The sequence below is a fragment of the Pseudomonas sp. Root562 genome, from assembly GCF_001427125.1.
GTDB lineage: Bacteria > Pseudomonadota > Gammaproteobacteria > Pseudomonadales > Pseudomonadaceae > Aquipseudomonas.
Map to the genome: position 1 here is coordinate 287334 of NZ_LMGK01000001.1, position 21472 is coordinate 308805.

Annotated in this window: 18 protein-coding genes; 17 read left to right on the forward strand and 1 reads right to left on the reverse strand. The window is 60.3% G+C overall.

Annotated elements, in window-relative coordinates:
- Window positions 1-100: 100 nt before the first annotated feature.
- From gltB to gspM, 16 genes are all read left to right on the forward strand, one after another.
- Window positions 101-4546 (forward strand): glutamate synthase large subunit, encoded by a 4446-nt coding sequence (gene gltB, locus ASD60_RS01380; protein ID WP_056852268.1) that lies wholly within the window; start codon window positions 101-103, stop codon window positions 4544-4546.
- A 33-nt stretch (window positions 4547-4579) separates the two neighbouring features.
- On the forward strand, window positions 4580-5998 hold the full coding sequence (locus tag ASD60_RS01385) for an FAD-dependent oxidoreductase (RefSeq protein WP_056852269.1): 1419 nt from the start codon (window positions 4580-4582) through the stop codon (window positions 5996-5998).
- Between the two features lie 246 nt (window positions 5999-6244).
- Window positions 6245-7312, forward strand: a complete 1068-nt coding sequence (hemE, locus tag ASD60_RS01390; protein WP_056852270.1) for a uroporphyrinogen decarboxylase — start codon at window positions 6245-6247, stop codon at window positions 7310-7312.
- A gap of 293 nt (window positions 7313-7605) precedes the next feature.
- Window positions 7606-9072 (forward strand): N-acetylglucosamine-binding protein GbpA, encoded by a 1467-nt coding sequence (gene gbpA / locus ASD60_RS01395; RefSeq protein WP_056852271.1) that lies wholly within the window; start codon window positions 7606-7608, stop codon window positions 9070-9072.
- Between the two features lie 49 nt (window positions 9073-9121).
- Window positions 9122-9688, forward strand: coding sequence for a cytochrome b (locus tag ASD60_RS01400; protein ID WP_330219568.1), 567 nt, complete (start codon window positions 9122-9124; stop codon window positions 9686-9688).
- Window positions 9689-9695: 7 nt separating this feature from the next.
- Window positions 9696-10214, forward strand: coding sequence for a type II secretion system protein N (locus ASD60_RS01405; RefSeq protein ID WP_236708389.1), 519 nt, complete (start codon window positions 9696-9698; stop codon window positions 10212-10214).
- 8 nt (window positions 10215-10222) lie between these two features.
- The gene (gene gspD, locus ASD60_RS01410) at window positions 10223-12151 is read left to right on the forward strand and encodes a type II secretion system secretin GspD (protein ID WP_056852272.1); all 1929 of its coding nucleotides are present in this window, start codon (window positions 10223-10225) and stop codon (window positions 12149-12151) included.
- On the forward strand, window positions 12148-13629 hold the full coding sequence (gene gspE, locus ASD60_RS01415; RefSeq protein WP_056852273.1) for a type II secretion system ATPase GspE: 1482 nt from the start codon (window positions 12148-12150) through the stop codon (window positions 13627-13629). The genes gspD and gspE overlap by 4 nt, the downstream gene beginning before the upstream one ends.
- Window positions 13630-13632: 3 nt before the next feature.
- The gene (gene gspF / locus ASD60_RS01420; protein ID WP_056852274.1) at window positions 13633-14841 is read left to right on the forward strand and encodes a type II secretion system inner membrane protein GspF; all 1209 of its coding nucleotides are present in this window, start codon (window positions 13633-13635) and stop codon (window positions 14839-14841) included.
- A 3-nt stretch (window positions 14842-14844) separates the two neighbouring features.
- Window positions 14845-15294: a type II secretion system major pseudopilin GspG gene (gene gspG / locus ASD60_RS01425; RefSeq protein ID WP_056852275.1), complete on the forward strand. Its 450-nt coding sequence runs from the start codon at window positions 14845-14847 to the stop codon at window positions 15292-15294.
- 3 nt (window positions 15295-15297) lie between these two features.
- Complete coding sequence (gspH, locus tag ASD60_RS01430) at window positions 15298-15765, forward strand: type II secretion system minor pseudopilin GspH (protein ID WP_056852276.1); 468 nt, start codon at window positions 15298-15300, stop codon at window positions 15763-15765.
- Window positions 15758-16141 (forward strand): type II secretion system minor pseudopilin GspI, encoded by a 384-nt coding sequence (gene gspI, locus ASD60_RS01435; protein WP_056852277.1) that lies wholly within the window; start codon window positions 15758-15760, stop codon window positions 16139-16141. The genes gspH and gspI overlap by 8 nt, the downstream gene beginning before the upstream one ends.
- On the forward strand, window positions 16134-16667 hold the full coding sequence (locus ASD60_RS01440) for a type II secretion system protein GspJ (protein WP_056852278.1): 534 nt from the start codon (window positions 16134-16136) through the stop codon (window positions 16665-16667). The genes gspI and ASD60_RS01440 overlap by 8 nt, the downstream gene beginning before the upstream one ends.
- Complete coding sequence (locus ASD60_RS01445) at window positions 16664-17494, forward strand: general secretion pathway protein GspK (RefSeq protein ID WP_130903913.1); 831 nt, start codon at window positions 16664-16666, stop codon at window positions 17492-17494. Before ASD60_RS01440 ends, ASD60_RS01445 begins: the two co-directional genes overlap by 4 nt.
- Window positions 17491-18600, forward strand: a complete 1110-nt coding sequence (gene gspL / locus ASD60_RS01450) for a type II secretion system protein GspL (protein ID WP_056852279.1) — start codon at window positions 17491-17493, stop codon at window positions 18598-18600. The genes ASD60_RS01445 and gspL overlap by 4 nt, the downstream gene beginning before the upstream one ends.
- Window positions 18597-19049 (forward strand): type II secretion system protein GspM, encoded by a 453-nt coding sequence (gspM, locus tag ASD60_RS01455; protein ID WP_056852280.1) that lies wholly within the window; start codon window positions 18597-18599, stop codon window positions 19047-19049. The genes gspL and gspM overlap by 4 nt, the downstream gene beginning before the upstream one ends.
- Here the strand turns inward: gspM and ASD60_RS01460 are convergent.
- A complete protein-coding gene (locus tag ASD60_RS01460; protein ID WP_056852281.1) occupies window positions 19042-20319 on the reverse strand; it encodes an MFS transporter in 1278 nt (425 codons plus the stop codon). The two genes, gspM and ASD60_RS01460, sit on opposite strands and share 8 nt — an antisense overlap.
- Window positions 20320-20438: 119 nt before the next feature.
- On the opposite strand from ASD60_RS01460, the gene ASD60_RS01465 reads away from it, so the two are divergent.
- Window positions 20439-21341, forward strand: coding sequence for a LysR family transcriptional regulator (locus ASD60_RS01465; RefSeq protein WP_056852282.1), 903 nt, complete (start codon window positions 20439-20441; stop codon window positions 21339-21341).
- Window positions 21342-21472: the final 131 nt, after the last annotated feature.

Genomic DNA, 21472 nt, shown 5'->3' on the forward strand with positions numbered 1-21472 from the left:
TTTGCCCCCGCAAAGCTGGCGTACGTCCAGCGTGGAAGGTAAGCGGTTGAATTGAAAAGAAATTTGCCTCGATAAGGGGCAGCCTGGTGAGAAAGTGTCTATGAAAGCAGGTCTGTACCAACCCGATGAATTCAAGGATAACTGCGGTTTCGGCCTGATAGCCCATATGCAGGGCGAGCCCAGTCATACCCTTTTGCAAACGGCCATCGAGGCCCTGACCTGCATGACCCACCGCGGTGGGATTAATGCCGACGGCAAGACCGGTGACGGTTGCGGTCTGCTGATTCAAAAGCCTGACGTGTTCCTGCGAGCCATCGCCCAGGAAACGTTTGGCGTCGAACTGCCCAAGCAATATGCCGTGGGCATGGTCTTTTTCAACCAGGACCCGGTCAAGGCCGAAGCCGCTCGCGAGAACATGAACCGCGAGATCCTGGCCGCCGGCCTGCAGCTCGTCGGCTGGCGCAAAGTGCCTATCGACACCAGCGTCCTCGGGCGCCTGGCCCTCGAGCGTCTGCCGCAGATCGAGCAGGTATTCATCGGCGGTGAAGGCCTGAGCGATCAGGACTTGGCCGTCAAGCTGTTCACTTCCCGTCGCAAGTCGTCCGTGGCCAACGCTGCTGACACCGACCATTACGTGTGCAGCTTTTCGCACAAGACCATCATTTATAAAGGCCTGATGATGCCGGCGGATTTGACCGCCTTCTATCCAGACCTGAGCGATGAGCGCCTGCAAACTTCGATTTGCGTGTTCCACCAGCGCTTCTCCACCAACACCCTGCCGAAATGGCCGCTGGCTCAACCGTTCCGCTTCCTGGCGCACAACGGCGAGATCAACACCATCACCGGCAACCGCAACTGGGCCGTGGCTCGTCGCACCAAGTTCACCAACGATCTGATGGACCTGGAAGAACTCGGTCCGCTGGTCAACCGCGTGGGTTCCGACTCCTCGAGCATGGACAACATGCTGGAGCTGATGGTCACCGGTGGCATCGATCTGTTCCGTGGCGTGCGGATGATCATTCCGCCAGCGTGGCAGAACGTCGAAACCATGGACCCGGATCTGCGTGCGTTCTATGAATACAACTCGATGCACATGGAACCGTGGGACGGCCCGGCCGGCGTGGTAATGACCGACGGTCGCTACGCGGTGTGCCTGCTCGACCGTAACGGTCTGCGTCCGGCGCGTTGGGTCACCACCAAGAACGGTTTCATTACCCTGGCTTCGGAAATCGGTGTCTGGAACTACCAGCCTGAAGACGTGCTTGCCAAGGGCCGTGTCGGGCCGGGCCAGATCTTTGCCGTTGACACCGAAACCGGGCAGATCCTCGACACCGACGCCATCGACAACCGTCTGAAGTCGCGTCATCCGTACAAGCAATGGCTGCGCAAGAATGCCCTGCGCATCCAGGCGACCATGGAAGACAACGACCACGGATCGGCGTTCTACGACGTCGATCAGCTCAAGCAATACATGAAGATGTACCAGGTCACGTTCGAAGAGCGCGATCAGGTGCTGCGTCCGCTCGGGGAGCAGGGCTACGAAGCCGTGGGCTCGATGGGCGACGATACGCCGATGGCCGTGCTGTCCCAGCGCGTGCGCACGCCGTACGACTATTTCCGCCAGCAGTTCGCGCAGGTCACCAACCCGCCGATCGACCCGCTGCGTGAAGCGATCGTCATGTCGCTGGAGATCTGCCTCGGCGCCGAACGCAACATCTTCCAGGAGTCGCCGGAACACGCCTCGCGCGTGATCCTAAGCTCGCCGGTCATTTCCCCGGCCAAATGGCGCTCGCTGATGAACCTCGATCGCCCAGGCTTCGAGCGCGCGATCATCGACCTTAACTACGATGAGAGCGTCGGCCTCGAAGCGGCGATCCGCAACGTCGCCGATCAGGCTGAAGAAGCCGTGCGCGCCGGTCGTACCCAGGTCGTGCTGAGCGACCGTCACATTGCCCCGGGCAAGTTGCCGATCCACGCGTCCCTGGCCACCGGCGCGGTGCACCACCGCCTGACCGAAAAAGGCCTGCGTTGCGACTCCAACATCCTCGTGGAAACCGCGACCGCTCGCGATCCGCATCACTTCGCCGTATTGATCGGTTTCGGTGCTTCTGCCGTTTATCCGTTCCTGGCCTACGAAGTGCTGGGTGACCTGATCCGTACCGGTGAAGTGCTGGGCGACCTCTATGAGGTGTTCAAGAATTACCGTAAAGGCATCACCAAGGGTTTGCTGAAGATCCTGTCGAAGATGGGCATCTCGACCATCACTTCGTACCGTGGTGCGCAGTTGTTCGAGGCCATCGGCCTGTCCGAGGAAGTCTGCAACCTGAGCTTCCGTGGCGTGCCAAGCCGCATCAAGGGTGCGCGCTTCGTCGACATCGAAGCCGAGCAGAAGGCCCTGGCCGCCGAAGCCTGGAGCCCGCGCAAGCCGATCCAGCAGGGCGGTTTGCTGAAGTTCGTCCACGGTGGCGAATACCACGCGTACAACCCTGACGTGGTCAACACCCTGCAAGCTGCCGTGCAACAGGGCGACTACAGCAAGTTCAAGGAATACACCTCGCTGGTGGATAACCGCCCGGTGTCGATGATCCGCGACCTGCTGAAAGTCAAAACCCTCGACACGCCATTGGATATGAGCGAGATCGAACCGCTGGAATCGGTGCTCAAGCGCTTCGACTCCGCCGGTATCTCCCTGGGTGCCCTGTCGCCTGAGGCCCACGAAGCCCTGGCCGAAGCCATGAACCGCCTCGGTGCGCGCTCCAACTCCGGCGAAGGCGGCGAAGACCCGGCACGCTACGGCACCATCAAGAGCTCGAAAATCAAGCAGGTGGCGACGGGCCGTTTTGGTGTGACCCCGGAATACCTGGTCAACGCCGAAGTGCTGCAGATCAAGGTCGCTCAAGGCGCCAAGCCGGGCGAAGGCGGTCAGTTGCCAGGCGGCAAGGTCAACGGCCTGATCGCCAAGCTGCGTTATGCAGTGCCGGGCGTGACCCTGATTTCGCCACCGCCGCACCACGACATCTACTCCATCGAAGACTTGTCGCAGCTGATTTTCGACCTGAAACAAGTCAACCCGAAGGCGCTGGTTTCGGTGAAGCTGGTAGCGGAAGCGGGCGTTGGCACCATCGCCGCCGGTGTGGCCAAGGCCTACGCGGACCTGATCACCATCTCCGGCTACGACGGCGGCACCGGCGCATCGCCGCTGACCTCGATCAAGTACGCGGGCGCCCCGTGGGAGCTCGGTCTGGCCGAAACCCATCAGACCCTGCGCGGCAACGACCTGCGCGGCAAGGTTCGGGTGCAGACCGACGGTGGCCTGAAAACCGGCCTCGACGTGATCAAGGCAGCGATCCTCGGCGCTGAAAGCTTCGGCTTCGGCACCGCGCCAATGATCGCCCTGGGCTGCAAATACCTGCGCATCTGCCACCTGAACAACTGCGCCACCGGCGTCGCGACCCAGAACGAAAAACTGCGCAAGGACCACTACATCGGTACCGTCGACATGGTGGTGAATTTCTTCACCTACGTCGCCGAAGAAACCCGTGAGTGGCTGGCCAAGCTGGGCGTGCGCTCCCTCGAAGAGCTGATCGGTCGTACCGATCTGCTGGAAGTCCTCGAAGGCCAGACCGCCAAGCAGCATCACCTGGACCTGACCCCGTTGCTGGGCAGCGACCATGTGCCAGTGGACAAGCCGCAGTTCTGTGGCGTAGACCGCAACCCGCCGTTCGACAAAGGCCTGCTGGCCGAGAAAATGGTCGAGATGGCTGCTTCGGCGATCAACGACCTGAGCGGTGCCGAGTTCGACCTGGATATCTGCAACTGCGACCGTTCCATCGGCGCGCGGATCTCCGGCGAAATCGCTCGCAAGCATGGCAACCAGGGCATGGCGAATGCGCCGATCACCTTCCGCTTCAAGGGTACTGCGGGCCAGAGCTTCGGCGTATGGAACGCCGGCGGCCTGAACCTGTACCTGGAAGGCGACGCCAACGATTATGTCGGCAAGGGCATGACCGGCGGCAAGCTGGTCATCGTTCCGCCCAAGGGCAGCGTCTACAAGACTCAGGACAGTGCCATCATCGGCAACACCTGCCTGTACGGCGCCACCGGGGGCAAGCTGTTCGCCGCCGGCACCGCGGGCGAGCGTTTCGCTGTGCGTAACTCCGGTGCCCACACCGTGGTGGAAGGCACTGGCGATCACTGCTGCGAGTACATGACCGGTGGTTTCGTCTGCGTACTGGGCAAGACCGGTTACAACTTCGGCTCTGGCATGACCGGCGGTTTCGCCTACGTGCTCGACCAGGACAACACCTTCGTTGACCGGGTCAACCACGAACTGGTGGAAATCCAGCGGATCAGCGGCGAGGCGATGGAAGCCTACCGCAGCCATTTGCAACGCGTGCTGAACGAGTACGTCGAGGAAACCGACAGCGAGTGGGGGCGTGAGCTCGCCGAGAACCTCGATGATTACTTGCGTCGCTTCTGGCTGGTCAAGCCGAAGGCTGCCAACCTGAAATCGTTGCTTTCCAGCACCCGTGCCAATCCGCAGTGATATGCGCCTGAAGAGTTTGATGAGGTTTTAACAATGGCTGAACGTCTGAATAACGACTTCCAGTTCATCGATGTCGGGCGCAAAGATCCGAAGAAGAAACTGTTGCGTCAACGCAAGAAAGAGTTCGTCGAAATCTACGAACCGTTCAAACCCCAGCAGTCGGCCGATCAGGCCCACCGCTGCCTGGGTTGTGGCAACCCGTATTGCGAATGGAAGTGCCCGGTGCACAACTTCATTCCCAACTGGCTCAAATTGGTGGCCGAGGGCAACATCCTCCAGGCCGCCGAGTTGTCGCACCAGACCAACACCCTGCCGGAAGTCTGCGGCCGGGTGTGCCCGCAAGACCGTCTGTGCGAGGGTGCCTGCACCCTCAACGACGGTTTCGGCGCGGTGACCATCGGTTCGGTCGAGAAATACATCACCGACACCGCGTTCGCCATGGGCTGGCGCCCGGACATGTCCAAGGTCAAGCCGACCGGCAAGCGTGTCGCGATCATCGGCGCAGGCCCTGCTGGCCTGGGCTGTGCGGACGTGCTGGTACGTGGCGGCGTGACCCCGGTGGTGTTCGACAAGAACCCGGAAATCGGCGGTCTGCTGACTTTTGGCATCCCCGAGTTCAAGCTGGAAAAGACCGTGCTGAGCAATCGCCGCGAAGTCTTCACCGGCATGGGCATCGAGTTCCGCCTGAACACCGAAGTGGGCAAGGACGTGACCATCGAGCAACTGCTCGAAGAATACGATGCGGTATTCATGGGCATGGGCACCTACACCTACATGAAGGGCGGCTTTGCCGGGGAAGACCTGCCGGGCGTGTACGACGCGCTGGACTTCCTGATCGCCAACGTCAACCGCAACCTGGGCTTTGAAAAGTCGCCGGAAGATTTCGTCGACATGAAAGGCAAGAAAGTCGTGGTACTTGGCGGTGGCGATACGGCGATGGACTGCAACCGTACCTCGATCCGCCAGGGCGCCAAGTCGGTGACCTGTGCTTATCGTCGTGACGAAGCGAACATGCCAGGCTCGCGCAAAGAGGTGAAGAACGCCAAGGAAGAAGGCGTGAAATTCCTCTACAACCGCCAGCCGATCGCGATTGTCGGCGAAGACAAGGTCGAAGGCGTGAAGGTGGTCGAGACCCGTCTCGGCGAACCGGACGCCCGTGGCCGTCGCAGCCCAGAGCCGATCCCGGGCTCCGAAGAGATCATCCCGGCCGATGCCGTGGTCATCGCCTTCGGTTTCCGTCCGAGCCCGGCGCCTTGGTTCGAGCAGTTCAGCATCCAGACCGACAGCCAGGGCCGCGTCGTGGCGCCGGAACAAGGTCAGTACAAGCACCAGACCAGCAACCCGAAAATCTTCGCCGGTGGCGATATGGTTCGCGGTTCCGACCTGGTGGTAACGGCGATCTTCGAAGGCCGCAATGCGGCTGAAGGGATCCTGGATTACCTGGGCGTCTGACCCCCGGTCGAAACTGCAACGCAATACCTGTGGGAGCTGGCTTGCCAGCGATGCAGAAACCTCGGTTTTCAACGTAGACCGAAGTGATGCCATCGCTCGCGAGCCAGCTCCCACAGTGCTTTGTGGTGTTGCGAGTTACGGGTTTCCCCGCGACAAATTGACCCGATAGACAAAAGGTGCGGCGCTTGCCGTGCCTTTTGCGTCCGGCTCTGAGAAAATGCCCGCACTTTTTTTCCGGATGCCGACATGACTGCCCTGAAGAACGACCGTTTCCTGCGCGCCCTGCTCAAGCAACCTGTTGACGTCACCCCTGTGTGGATGATGCGTCAGGCTGGTCGCTATCTGCCTGAATACCGCGCCAGCCGTGCCAAGGCCGGCGATTTCATGAGCCTGTGCATGAACCCGGCGTTCGCTTGCGAAGTCACGATGCAGCCGCTGGACCGCTATCCACAACTGGACGCGGCCATCCTGTTTTCCGACATCCTGACCATCCCTGATGCCATGGGCCAGGGCCTGTACTTCGAAACCGGCGAAGGTCCGCGCTTCAAGAAAGTCGTCAGCACCCTGGCCGACATCGAAGCCCTGCCGATCCCCGATCCACACAAAGACCTGGGCTACGTGATGGATGCGGTCAGCACCATTCGCCGGGAACTGAACGGGCGCGTTCCGCTGATCGGTTTCTCCGGCAGCCCGTGGACCCTCGCCACCTATATGGTCGAAGGCGGCTCGTCGAAAGACTTCCGCAAGACCAAAGCGATGCTCTACGACAACCCGCAAGCCATGCACCTGCTGCTGGACAAGCTCGCACAGTCGGTCACCAGCTATCTCAACGGCCAGATCATGGCGGGTGCGCAAGCGGTGCAGATTTTCGACACGTGGGGCGGCAACCTGTCGGCAGCGGCGTACCAGGAGTTCTCGCTGGCCTACATGAAGAAAATCGTCAGCGGTTTGATTCGAGAGCACGAAGGGCGCAAGGTGCCAGTGATCCTGTTCACCAAGAACGGCGGTCTGTGGCTGGAAAGCATCGCCGAGGCGGGCGCCGATGCACTGGGCCTGGACTGGACCTGCGATATCGGTAACGCCCGTGCCCGTGTCGGTGACAAGGTCGCGCTGCAAGGCAACATGGACCCGACCGTGCTTTACGCCAAGCCAGAAGCGATTCGCAATGAAGTGGGCCGCATCCTCGCCAGCTACGGTAAGGGCAGTGGCCACGTGTTCAACCTGGGTCACGGCATCACGCCGGAAGTCGACCCGGAACATGCCGGCGCGTTCTTGCGCGCGGTGCATGAGTTGTCGGCGCAGTATCACGAGTAACTGTTTTCGCGGTAATTGACAGCCTGTCCGGCCTGGCGCCCGACAGGCTTTTTCATGCCCACCTTTTGCTGTTTGCTTTTGGGTCACCGCTTGTAAGAACTATGTCGTCTCGTGTCAGAGTATTAGTCGTAGAGACTGTTCCCGCGGCTAGAAGAGACTTTCCCTACATAGAAAACGCCTTCATCCAAGTAAGGTTTCAGACACTTGTTCATCCCAGAGGATGAGCAACATCGCAAACAGTGGCGCCAGCAATGTGCGCCTTAAATTTCGATAAGCAGTCTGGAATTCATTTGATGAAAAATACTTCTTACAAGGGAAGTGCGTTTGCTGCCTGCACTTCTTCAATGATCCTGTTATCGGCAATGTTGGCATCTCAAGGTGCTTTTGCTCATGGTTATCTGGAAACACCGCCGTCGCGTGCACTGGCCTGTCAGAAAGGTGTGAATACCAACTGTGGCGGCGCGCAATACGAGCCACAAAGTGTCGGTGAAACCTTCAAGGGCTTTCCCGCTGGTGTCGGTGGCGCGCCTTTGCAGGGGCCGGTCGATGGCAAGATTGCAAGCGGCGGTCACTCGAGCTTCTCCGCCCTGGACGCCCAATCAGCGACCCGTTGGCAACTGACGGAAATCAAGGACCGCACGATTGATTTCCAGTGGCGCTACACGGCCGCTCACCCAGCCACCAAACACGAATATTTCATTAGCCGAAACGGCTGGAACCCGAACGAAGCGCTCAAGCGTGCCACGTTCGAAAGCACGCCGTTCTGCACCATCGACGGCGGCAATCAGAAACCGTCAAACAGTGACAAACACAACTGCACCATCCCTGCTGACAAATCCGGTCACCACGTCCTTTTGGCAATCTGGACCGTCGGCGACACCGACGCCGCGTTCTACAACGTGGCAGACGTGAACATCCTGGCAGAACCCGAGCTGCCGGGTGGCTGGGCTTCCGTGGGCAGCATTTCGCCTTCGACCGCGTTGCTGGTCGGGGACAAGGTCAAGGCACGTGCGTTCTCCGCCAATGGCGAGAACCCTGAATACAGTGTCGAGATTGCCATCGAGTCGGCCGATGAAGGCTCGCCCGCCAATTGGTCGTTCAAGTTGGCAGAAGCTATCAACAAGGCTCATAAACTGGTTCGCGCAGGCGTTCGCGATGAAAGCGGCAACATCGAACCGGTCAAAGGCAACAACAGCGTATACGCACAGAAAGAAAGCGGCGTGACCCGTTACGAAGTGCAATTGAAGATGGAGGAAGATACCGCGGCTCGTCTCTCGGTAGCCTCGCAACAAGCTGAGTATGTGTTGGACAAAGGCCTGGCCAAGGTCGATTTCAGCATCATGTCCAATCGCAAGATGAACGTCGAAGCGACGTTGTTCGACGCGAGCAACAAGCCGGTTGGCTCCACTTCTGCTCAAGTGGACAGCGGTGCTTCCTGGCTGGCGATTGATGTTCGCAGTAATCCTGGAGCTCATACCCTGACCCTGGTCGGCACAACCCTCGACGGTCGGACCACTCGCCAGGATACCCAGACCACGAAACTGTCCGGTGAAGGTGCAGGCGTCGACTACGACTTCGTGTTCCCGGAAGGCATCAACGGCTACACCGCCGGGACCAAAGTGCTGCAACCCAAGACCAAGGAAGTCTTTGAGTGCAAACCTTTCCCTGAGTCGGGTTATTGCAAGCAATTCAGCCCAAGCGCTAATGGTTTTGAGCCTGGCGTCGGTGCGCATTGGCACATGGCGTGGAACAAACTCTAAATCCTTTCGCATGACTTCAGGTGGCCTGTGAAGGTCGCCTGAAGTTTTTTTGAACATCGAGTTGAAAATGACGGTTTTGGGTTACTCCAGGCAACGTGTGCTGCTGCACTGGATATCGGCCATGGTCATCGTTTGGACCTTGGCATCCGGTTTCTATGCAGCCGGCATTGATGTGCCGGCGCCGATCAAGCACCGGGTGGCTTTTATCAATGTTTCATTGACCACAGTGTTCATTCCGGTTTTCTTCTGGCGTTTGTTTATTTTTGCCTGGCATCTCCGGCACATGAATGTGCTGGCTTCAGCACTCATGGAGCGGCTGGTATTGCTTGCTCACGTGTTGATTTATTTCACCGTAAGTCTGGTTTTGATCACGGGTGTCCTGATGATGGACCGCCCGATCGATGTGTTCGGCTTGTTCCAGATTGCTCAGCCGCTGGACGACGCCGACCTTCTCGCGCTGTTCACCACGGTGCATGTGTGGGCGTGTGGGGTGCTTGCGGCACTGATTGCACTGCACGTGGGCGCGGTGATCGTGCACGAGGCACGCGGGCACCGGATATTGCGACGGATGTCTCTGCGATTGTGCGGCAATCGTTCTAACGAAAGGTTCGAGTGATCCGCCAGTGAAGCATTCATTGAACGTAGCGGGCCGTTTTTGCCTGCTGATGGTGCCCATTGGCTACGCGGTATTTCTGCTGTGGCAAGAGTGGCGTTTTCGTGAACATCTGGCCATGCCTCTGCCGGTTCTTGCGGCAGCGCCGTCGGCACCCTCCCAAGCGCCTTCGGATGCCACTGCCGTGGCAACCGTCATGGGGCTGATGAAAGGCACAACGTTGCTGGCCAGTGCCGAGCCACTGACCTTGCAGGCCAGTTTTGTCGTCAGCAACGGTGCGTCCAGAGCGTTGCTGGTCGATGCTCAAGGCTCGCGCATGTATCAGGTAGGCGAGCGCTTGCCGGGTGGCAGCGTGCTGCGTCGTGTCGAGGCGAATCAAGTGGTGCTGTGGAACAAGGGGCGAGAAGAGCGACTCGCACTGCTACCACCCGCCGAGCGTTTTCTGCGTCAACTCGAGTCGCCGGACGACCTGCACGACTCCGCTGTTCCCGCGCGTTATCTACACCCGTTATCCGGGCCGTCAGAGTGATCACAGTCATGAAGCTTTTCCTTGGCGTACGTCGTTTTCGCCCGCTGCTTTTGCTTGCGTTGTTGTTGAGCCTGGCCTTCCCCTGGGGACTTCAGGCAGCAGAAGAAAAATGGCAGTTGGCGATGAACAACGCCGAGCTGCGGGACATTGTCGAGGAAATTTCCAGCATTCTCGGCACTACCGTGGTGCTCGATCCCAGGGTCTCCGGGCGCGTCACGGTGATGTCCCGTCAGGCCCTCGATCGTGAGGGTGTTCGGCGCCTGTTCTACTCGGTGCTCGATGCCCATAACTTCACGGTCATCGATGAAGGCGACCGGATCCTGATCACGCCCGTGACCGAAGCAAAAACCCGTGCCGGCACCGGTTCGGCAAAAAACACCACGGCGTCGCAATTCGTCACTCAGGTCATCGAATTGAACACCAGCAGCGCCAACGACATTGCAGGCCTGGTCAGGCCCCTGGTCTCGGTCAATGGCTACGTCGGGCCTTCGGTATCCGCCAATGCGTTGGTGATAACCGACACGGCGGCCAATGCGCAACGAATCGCCCACGTGGTGCGACAACTGGATTCCGGGCAGAGCAGCATGCACGCCGTGGTTCAGCTGCGCCACGCTCAGGTCAGCGACGTGGTGTCGGTGATGGAATCGTCACTGGGCAAGCGTAATGCCGATACCTCGATTCAGGTGTTGGCTGACACGCGAACCAACCGTCTGATCCTCATTGGTCCGCCGGCGGTTCGCCAACGCTTGACCGAGCTGGCTCGTGGTCTGGATATCCCGGCGACCGAGACCCCGGACAACGCCAGGGTGATCCGTCTGCGTCACAGTGATGCCAGGCAGCTGGCGGAAATTCTGGAAAGCATGGGCCAGGGCCGAAAAGTCGCTCCGGCCGTTGGCGCAGGCAAGGACATTGCGCCCAGTACGACATTCATGATCAAGGCCGACGAGAGCCAGAATGCGCTGGTACTGATTGCCGAGCCGGCACAGGTCCGGACCATCGAAAGCATCGTGCGTCAGCTGGATCAGCCGCGAGCGCAGGTGCTGATCCATGCTGCCATCGTCGAGATTTCCGGCGACATTGCCGAAGCCGTTGGCGTGCAGTGGGGCTTGAACACTGGTGACGCGAAAGGCTTCATCAACTTTCCCGGAACCGACATTCCTATCGTCGGCGGGTTGAAGTTCGACGAGAAAAAATCGGCGCCGGAAGGCGCGCTGCTGCACCTGGGCAGTGATCGTTTCGGCGCGTTGATTTCAGCGCTGGCCAGCAATACCCATAGCAACCTGTTGTCCACCCCGAGCCTGTTGACCCTGGACAATCAGGAAGCGGAAATCATCGTCGGCCAGAACGTACCGTTCAAAACCGGTTCCTACGCCACTAACAGCAGTGGTGCGGACAATCCGTTCACCACGGTCGAACGCAAGGACGTCGGCATCAGCCTGAAGATCAAACCCTACATCAACGAAGGCTCGACCCTGCGCCTTGAGGTCGAGCAAGAGGTGTCGGATATCGCGCCGTCGGTTTCAGGCATCGACTCTTCAGACTTGATCACCAACAAACGCGCGCTCAAGAGCACCATTCTGGCCGATGACGGTGAAATCATCGTCATTGGCGGCCTGATCCGCGACAGCGTGCGTACGCAAAAAAGCGGAGTGCCGCTACTGCGCGATATTCCATACCTGGGGGCGTTGTTTCGCTGGACCCGGGAAACGCAAACCAAAAGCAATCTGATGGTGTTCTTGCGGCCGACCATTGTGCGCAGTACAGAAGACCTCAGCGATGTCAGCCAGCGACGCTACAACGCACTGCGGGACTTGAGTCAGCCAGGGGCGCGGGAAAACAACTCGTTGCTGCTGCCAGCGGATGCGCGTCAGTTGTTTGAGCCGGTTTCCAATGCGCCGGTGTTCGACCTGCGCCAGTCGGCGCCACCGGCGCCATGAGCCGCTCGATGGAGGGTGCAGAGTCGTTGCCCTTTGGTTTCGCCCGGCGTTTCGGCGTGCTGTTGGTGTGGGAGGAAGGCGAGCCCCGCATTGTGCTGCGCAGCGATACACCGCTGACCGCGTTGGCCGAAGTCCGTCGGCGCTGTGCTCGGGACCTTCCGATGCGGCTGTTGCCTGCGGATGAATTTGCGACTCGGCTGGCGACGGCATACCGCGAAGGCCAGAGCGCTGCCGAGCAAGTCGCTCAAGGGTTGGACGAAGAACTGGACCTGCTGAGTCTGGCGGACCAGGTACCGCAAACCGCCGACCTGCTTGAACAACAGGGTGATGCGCCGGTCATCCGCCTGATCAACGCGTTGCTCAGTGAAGCGGTACGCGAGCATGCCTCGGATGTGCATCTGGAAACCTTCGAGCAGTACCTTTGCGTGCGTATGCGCGTCGACGGGCAGCTGCGGGAAATGCTTCGGCCACGGCGGGAACTGGCGACGCTGCTGGTGTCGCGGATCAAGGTCATGGCGCGGCTGGATATTGCCGAAAAGCGGGTGCCGCAGGATGGCCGAATAGCCCTGCGACTGGCCGGGCATGAAGTGGATGTGCGGGTTTCGACGTTGCCCTCAGCCCACGGTGAGCGGGTAGTCTTGCGCCTGCTCGACAAACAGGCCGGGCGCCTGGAGTTGTCGCGTTTGGGGATGCCGGATGACATCCTCTTGGCGTTGCAGCAATTGCTGAGTAAACCCCACGGGATTTTGCTGGTGACCGGGCCTACCGGTTCGGGCAAAACCACCAGCCTGTACGCTGCGTTGAGCAGCCTGAACGACCAGACTCGCAACATCCTGACGGTCGAGGATCCCATCGAATACCACCTGCCCGGCGTCGGGCAGATGCCGGTCAATCCGAAAGTCGACATGACCTTCGCCCGGGGGTTGCGGGCGATTCTGCGCCAGGACCCGGACGTGGTGATGGTCGGTGAAATCCGCGACCGCGAAACGGCGGAAATTGCCGTGCAGGCTTCGCTGACTGGTCATCTGGTGCTGTCGACGTTGCACACCAACAGCGCGGTCGGTGCCGTGACGCGTCTGGTGGACATGGGGGTGGATGCCTATCTGTTGGCCTCGTCACTGGTGGGGGTGTTGGCCCAACGGTTGCTGCGAACGTTGTGCCCGCATTGCAAGGCGCCGTACGGCGCTGATGCGGCGGCTTGCCAGCGACTGGGGCTGGGCAGGGCGACGACGTTGCAACTGTTCAGGGCCGTGGGCTGTGAACAATGTCAGCACGGTTATCGCGGGCGGATCGGCATCTATGAATTGATCAGCGTGACGCCGGCAATCTCGACGCTGATTCATCAGGGTGCCAGCGAGCAGGCATTGACCGACGAGGCGCGCAAGGGAGCGCGCAGCCTGTTTCAGGATGGCCGACAGCGGGTGATCGACGGCCAGACCAGCCTCGACGAGTTGCTGCGCGTGACTCGGGAGGACTAGGACGTGCCGACATTCGATTACCGCGCAGATGATGCTCAGGGCCGTCGCTGCAAAGGGCGGCTGGAGGCCGATAGCCCTCGCCACGCCCGGCAACTGTTACGTGCGCGCGGGCTGTGGCCCCGCGACGTGAGTGAGATCCGGACTGCTGGCGGCATGAATTCCACACCGGGCGCTGGGCGGCTGAGTGCCGCCGATCTGGCACTGCTGACATTGCAGTTGTCGACATTGGTTCAGGCGGGTTTGCCTCTGGAAGAAGCCCTTGAGGCTGTCGCGAAACAAAGTGCCAGACGTCGGATTGCCGGGCTGCTGTCAGCCGTCAGAAGCCGGGTGATGGAGGGCCATGCACTGGCCGCGGCGCTGGCGCAATTTCCCAAGGCATTCCCTGAATTGTTCCGCGCCACCGTGGCGGCCGGTGAACGTTCGGGCCATTTGGGGCATGTGCTGGAGCAACTGGCGGCGTACACCCAGGCCCGCCAGGCGTCGCGACAAAAAATTCAGATGGCCCTGGTGTACCCGTTGATCCTGATGCTCGCCAGCGTTGTCATCGTCGGCTTTCTGCTGGGTTACGTGGTGCCGGACGTGGTGAAAATCTTCGTCGACAGCGGGCAACCCTTACCCTGGCTGACCCGGGCCTTGATCAGTGTCAGTAACGGGCTGCGCAGCCATGGCCTGTTAGTGTTCGGCGGGCTGGCGATGGTGGGCGGCCTTTGGCGCTGGAGTCTGCGTCAGCCGCTCTGGCGGATGCGTTGGCATCGGTTGGTCTTGAATCTGCCGATCGCCGGTCAATTGCTGCGGGAAATGGAAGCCGCACGGTTCGCCAGCACCCTGGCAATTCTCGGTAAAAGCGCGGTTCCCCTGGTCGACGCACTGGAAATCGCCGCCGCTGTGATCGGCAACCTGAGCATTCGCGCGCGCATGGCCGACGTTGCCCGTGCGGTCCGCGAAGGCGGCACCCTGACCCGTGGCCTGGAAATCGGCGGCGATATCCCGCCGATGATGCTGCACATGATCGCCAGTGGCGAACGGGCCGGCGAACTCGACCGCATGCTCAGCCGCGCCGCCGAACAACAGGAAAGCAGCCTCGCCGCGCGGATCGCGCTGGTGGTGAGTCTATTCGAGCCCGCGATGCTGGTGCTGATGGGCGGCGTGGTGCTGCTGATCGTGCTGGCGATTCTGCTTCCGATACTCAGCCTCAACCAATTGGTGAATTGATCCATGAACGCTTTACGTCGCAGTCCTTTGCAACGCGGTTTTACCCTCATCGAAATCATGGTGGTGGTGGTCATCATCGGCATTCTGGGGGCCATTGTGGTACCGCAGTTCATGAGCCGTCCCGATCAGGCCAAAGTCACCGCCGCCAAAGTCGACATCCAGGCCATCGCCACTGCCCTGGAGATGTATCGCCTCGACAATTTCAACTATCCCTCGACGCAACAGGGGCTTGAAGCCTTGAGCAAACGCCCGTCCGGCCTGCCTGCAGCGCGCAACTGGAACCCCAATGGCTACTTGAAATCTGTGCCGGTGGATCCGTGGAATACACCCTATCAGTACCTCAATCCCGGTGTGCAATCGGTCGACGGCACTTACGATTTGTACTCCCTTGGTGCCGATGGCGTGGTGGGCGGTGAAGGGCATGCGGCCGACATCGGCAACTGGGGCGGTTGATTGATGCCGCGTCGTTGTCGAGGATTTACCTTGCTGGAATTGATGATCGTGATCGTATTGATCGGCGTGCTGGCGGGCATGGTCAGTTTCGCCACCGGCATGAACCCCGCGCAACAGGCTCGACGCGAAGCGGACGCCCTCGCCGGGGTCATTCGGCAATTGCGCGAAAGAGCGGTCATCGACGGGCAGGAATACGGCGTGCGCTTGAGTGCCGAAGGATACCGGGCGATGCGGCTCGAGGTGCGGGGTTGGGAAGCGCTGACCGCTGTTTATCGATGGCCCGATCATCTGCGGTTGCGCCTGAAGCAGGATGGTTATTCCGTCAGCCTGGGCGCTGACGAAGGCCCGCCTCAACTATTGATGCTGAGCAGTGATGAAACCAGCACGTTCACATTGACGTTCGAGGCCAGGGACCGGATCTGGTCGAGCCTTTCCAGCGATGGCATTGGTGAGGTGGTGATTGATGGTTAAGCCCTGTCTGGCCTCACGCATGGACGGCTTCACTCTGCTGGAGATCATGGTGGCGCTGGCGGTTTTTGCGACCCTGGCGACTGCTGTGCTGTCTGCGAGCCAATACGTGGTCAAGCAATCGGCTGTCGTCGAACAACGGCTGTTGGCGGCGTGGGTGGCGGACAATCAACTCAATGAACTGCGTCTGCAATCCGCTCCAGCCAATGGGCAGTCGCAGCACACGGTGCACATGGCCAGTCGCGACTGGCTGCTGCGCCAGCGTGTTGGTGACAGCTCGGAGCCGCGCCTGCTCACAGTCGACATTGAAGTCAGCCTGGCCGATCGTGACCGGCCCCTGCATCAAGTCACTGCCTGGATCGCTGATCGTGATGAATAAGCAGATCGGGTTCACCCTGTTGGAACTGGTGATCGCCATGGCGATCTTCGCCGTGTTGGGGCTGGCCAGCTGGACGCTGTTCGAAGGTGTGGTACGGGTGCAGCAGGGCAGTACTGCCCATGAGCGTGAGTTGCGTAGTTTGCAGCGCGCCATCGCCGTGATTGAGCGTGACGTGCTGCACATCACGCAACAGCCAGTCGTATTGCAACAGACACAATTGCAATGGCAGCGCGGCAATTGGCGCAACCCGCTGGACCTGCCGCGCAGCGAGCGGCAAGCGCTGACTTACCGTCTCGACAATGGCGCGTTGTGGCGAGAGAGCCGGGCAGAAGGCTCGTCGGTGGTGCAGCGGCAAAAGCTGCTCGATGATGTCCGCGACTTGCGTTGGCGTCTGTTCGACGCTCGCACCGGCTGGCGCGGCGACTGGCTTACCGCAGAGGCACCGCTGGCCCTGGAAATGCAGGTATCGACGGGACGATACCAGGCGATCCGTCGAGTGATGTTGTTGCCGGGTGCACTGTTGTGAGGACACGCCAACGCGGTGTGGCGCTGATCAGCGTGTTGCTGGTCATGAGCCTGGCACTGGTGATCATCGGTGGCGTGCTGCGCAGCCATCGACTGTTGCTGCAAAGCACCGGGCAACAACTGCATCAACTGCATTTGCGTCAGCTCGGCATGGCCGGAGAAACCTTGGCGCTGTCATTGTTGATGGCACAGCACAAAGACAGCGACCGTCTACCTGATCAGATCCCGGCTTTCGTCATGGAGGACGCGCAGATCAGCTTTGCCATCGAGGATCTGGCCGGACGCTTCAATCTTAATGCCCTGTTGATTCAGGGGCAGGTTGATCAGGTCACGCTCAAGCGTTGGGCGCGCTTGTTGGCGCTGCTGGAACTGCCCGAGCTGCACCTGGAGCAAGTCGGTGCCTTGCGAGATCTGAGTCAGTTGCGCCTATTGCCCGATATCGACGGTGAACATCTGCGTCGACTGGAACCTTGGGTCGCGTTGTTGCCCGTGGGCGCTTCGCTGAACATCAACACGGCCCCGGCGCTGCTTCTGCGCACACTGGACGGTGTCGAAGCGGCCGCAGCGGATGCATTGCTGCGCCAGCGCTCGACGACGCCCTGGTCGAGCGTTCAGGCCTTCACCCAGGACCCGCTGTTGTCAGGCAAAGGCTTGAGCAGCCACGGCCTGGGCATCGACAGCCGCTGGTATCGAATCACCGTCCACGTCACCCACGGGCAGAGCCGTCTGCGCTTGACCACCGATGTCGAACGCGACCCCAAGACGCGCCAATTGAACATTCTGCAACGGCGGTTACTGCCGTCGAACAGCAACGAGATAGCGCAATGAAAAACTGGCTCTACCTGACCCCGCAAGGCCTGGCTGTACCTTCGGCGCAGTGGCCCTGCTGCAGGTGGTCTGCAACCGGTCAACGACAACCCATGACCCTGAGCGACGCAGCACAGACACTGAAAGGCCAACCCGTAGATCTGTTGCTTCCCATGGAATTGTGCAGTTGGCTGTGCAGTGAACCCTGGCCGTCCCGACGCGCTCCCGATGCACAAACCCTCGCTTTCGCCATTGAAGAGCAATTGAGCGAAGCACTGGAGCATCTGCACCTGAGCATTGGCGTGCGTGACCCACTGGGGCGTTATCCGCTGATGTTGATTGACCGGGAGCAATTTGCCGCTGTACTTGCGCTGCTGAGAGAGGCGGGAATTGACGTGCGCTCGGTGTGTATCGACGCCGACGTATTGCCTCGGGATCAAGCGCTCGGCATCTGGTGGTTTGGCCGTTGGATGCTGGGTGGGGGGCTGCCCGCTCGCCTGACACTGACCGATGACGGATTGGCGTTGATGAGGCCTCATTTGCCCTCGGACATCCAATGGCGCGATGAGCGTCAGGCAAACACCGAGTGTGATCAATGGTTGATGCGGGAACAGGGCCAGGCGATCAATTTGTTGCAGGGCGATTTCGCCCCACGGGGTATCCGCCTGCCTTGGCGCCTCGGCGTAATCGCGATGCTGCTGCTTGCACTGCTGAACTGGGGCGCGAGTGAAACGCGTGTCCGTTTTCTCGACAATCAAAGTCGTCAGCTCTACAGCCGCAGTGAGCAACAGTTCAAGACGTTGTACCCCGAGCAGACCCGCATCGTCGACCTCGCGGCACAACTCAAAAACCTGCAAAGCCAAGGCGCACAGGCGCAAGGCGGGCGGATTGCAGGATTGGTCAGACTGGTCGAGCAAGTGATCGGTGCCAGCGATGTCGAAGTCCGGCGCATCGAATTTCGCGAGGGCGATGGCTGGCGAATCCAGCTGACGGCCAGCAACTTTGCCGAACTGGAGCTGCTGCGCGAGCGGGGTCGGCAGCAAGGTCTGCCGGTTCGGCTCGACAGCGCAAACAAGGAGCACAACAACCGGGTGCAGGCGACTCTGACCGTGGAGCAAGGCGCATGAGATTGAGCGGATTGAGCACAATCGCTGCAAAGTTTCAGCGGCTTTCTTTGCGCGAACGAAGACTGCTATTGGCACTGGGTGTTTTAGTGGTGGGCGTTCCGGCATACCTGCTGATTTGGCAGCCAACCCAACAACGACTCGCAACAGCCGAACGCCGCTATCAACAACAATGGATACTCGCGGCGCAATTGCAGCAGGCACAACCCCTTGGCGTTGCGCAATCAGCCAACCAGCCGCTGTCACGGCGCATCAGCGACAGCGCTACGGCGGCAGGCCTTGAATTGCATCAGATGGACAGCGACAACGATCAATTACGCCTGACCCTCAGCGGCGACGCCATGGCGCTGTTGCCATGGCTGGACCGCCTCGAACGCGACGGCTCCACACTGCAATCGCTGACACTGGAGGCGCGCGATGGATTGCTGGAGGCGCGGGTGGTGCTCAGATAGCAGCGCTTGCGGGCAACGGCGGCAACTTCGCCAGTTTCAGCGCCACGAGCAGTGCAATCACCAGCAGCGAGCCGATGAACAGGCCGATGCCGTTCCAGCCGCCCAGGTGCCAGAACACCCCGCCCGCCGTGCCAGCAATGCTCGATCCAGCGTAGTAGCTGAACAGGTACAGCGACGACGCCTGTCCTTTGGCCCTGGTGGCACGGCGGCCGATCCAACTGCTGGCGACCGAGTGGGCGCCGAAGAAGCCGAAGGTGAAAATCAGCATGCCGATAACCACCAGCGGCAGCGGGGTAAACATCGTCAGGGCCAGGCCGCCGAGCATCAGCACGATGGTGCTCCAAAGCACTTTGCGCCGTCCGAGCTTGTCAGCCAGCGAGCCGATTTTCGCCGAACTGTAGATACCCGACAGGTACACCACCGAGAGCAGGCCGACGAAGGCTTGTTCCATGTGATACGGCTCGGCCAGCAAGCGATAGCCGATGTAGTTGAACAGCGTGACGAACGCGCCCATCAGCACGAACGCTTCGAGAAACAGCAACGGCAGGCCGGCGTCGCGAAAGTGCATGGTGAAACCGTCCAGCAGGCTGCGCGGATGCAATGAGCGGGCGCGGAAATTGCGTGATTCAGGGAGGATTTTCCAGAACACTGCCGCGGCAATCAGCGCCAGGCCACCGATCACCAGCATTGCCGTGTGCCAGCTGACGAAGTCGATCAACACCCCGGTAATCAGCCGACCGCTCATCCCGCCGATGGCGTTGCCGGCGATGTACAGACCCATGGCCAGACCGATGTGTTGTGGGTGAATCTCTTCGCTCAAATAGGTCATCGCGACCGCCGCCAAGCCGCTCAATGACAGCCCGATCAGCGCACGCATGACCAACACGCCGTGCCAGCTCGGCATCATCGCGCTGGCCATGGTGCACAGGGCGGCGGCAAACAGCGCCGCAACCATTACCGGCTTGCGTCCGATACGGTCGGAGACGGGACCGGTGATCAGCAGGCCGATGGCAAGCATGCCCGTAGCGATCGACAGAATCAGGCTGCTCTGCGCCGCGTTGATGGAGTATTCGCTGGACAACAGCGGCATCATCGGCTGCACGCAATAGAGCAGGGCGAAAGTGGCAAAGCCGCCACAGAACAGTGCCAGTACCGTGCGCATGAACGCCGGCGTGCCTTTTTCGATGTAAATCTCCACCCGCGCAGTGACGACATCGTCCTGTGCAGCGGGTGGAACTTCATGGGCGAGTGGGGCGACAGCAGTTTTCACGTTGGACCTCGGAGCAGCGCAGCCGGTCAGGCAATGAAAAAAGCATATAGCTGGCTAATGATTCAATCCAATATATTGTTCGACCTGTTTGATAGCTTTAACGACCTAATGAGGTTTTCATGGAATTGCGTCACCTGCGCTACTTCATCGCCGTTGCCGAAGAACTGCATTTCGGCCGCGCCGCACAGGTGCTGGGCATCTCCCAGCCACCCTTGAGTCAGCAGATTCAGGCGCTGGAGCAGGAAGTCGGTGCACGCTTGTTCGAGCGGACCAATCGTCGGGTCGAGCTCAGCGAAGCCGGTCGATTGTTCCTCGAAGAGGCGCGACTGGTACTGGCGCAGGTCGACAAGGCGGCAGATGTGGCGCGCCGGGCGCAGTTGGGTGAGCTAGGCGAACTGAAAATCGGCTTTACCTCGTCGGCACCGTTCAACTCGACGATTCCCCAAGCGATTTTTTCGTTTCGTCAGCGTTTCCCCGCGGTGCATTTGAACCTGCGGGAAATGAGCAGTACCCAAGTGGCCGATGCCTTGGTGGATGAGTCGATCGAAGTCGGGATCATGCGACCGCTCGGGCTGCCGGATTGCCTGAGCGTCGTCGAGTTGATGCGCGAACCGTTGGTGGCGGTGCTCAGCTCCAAGCATCCGCTGGTCAATGACAGTGAGGAAGGATTGTTCCTGTCTGCGCTGGCCCTCGAACCGTTCGTGTTTTTCCCGCGCAGCTATGGCAGCGGGCTCTATGCACAGTTGCTCAGCCTGGCCCGAGACGCCGGCTTCAGCCCGCACTTTGCCCAGGAAGCAGGCGAAGCAATGACCATCATTGGCCTGGTCGCTGCGGGGCTGGGCGTGTCGGTGCTGCCGGCGTCCTATCAGCGGATGCGGATTGATGGCGTGGTTTATCGGCCATTGCTTGATCCGGCGGCGGTGTCGGCGGTGTGGCTGGTGCAACGCAAGGATCAGAAGTCAGCGATGGCCAAGGCATTCGTGGAGCTGTTGACGCGCAAGGTTGAGCCGTTGAAAACATGACGGCTGCGCCGTCAATCGCGGGCAAGCCTGCTCCCACGGGGTTCGATGTGAGCCTCGCTTCTGCGGACGACACAAGCGGGTTTGCCCGCGAAAGCGTCCGCAAGTACACCGAAAATTCAAAGTCGTTCGGT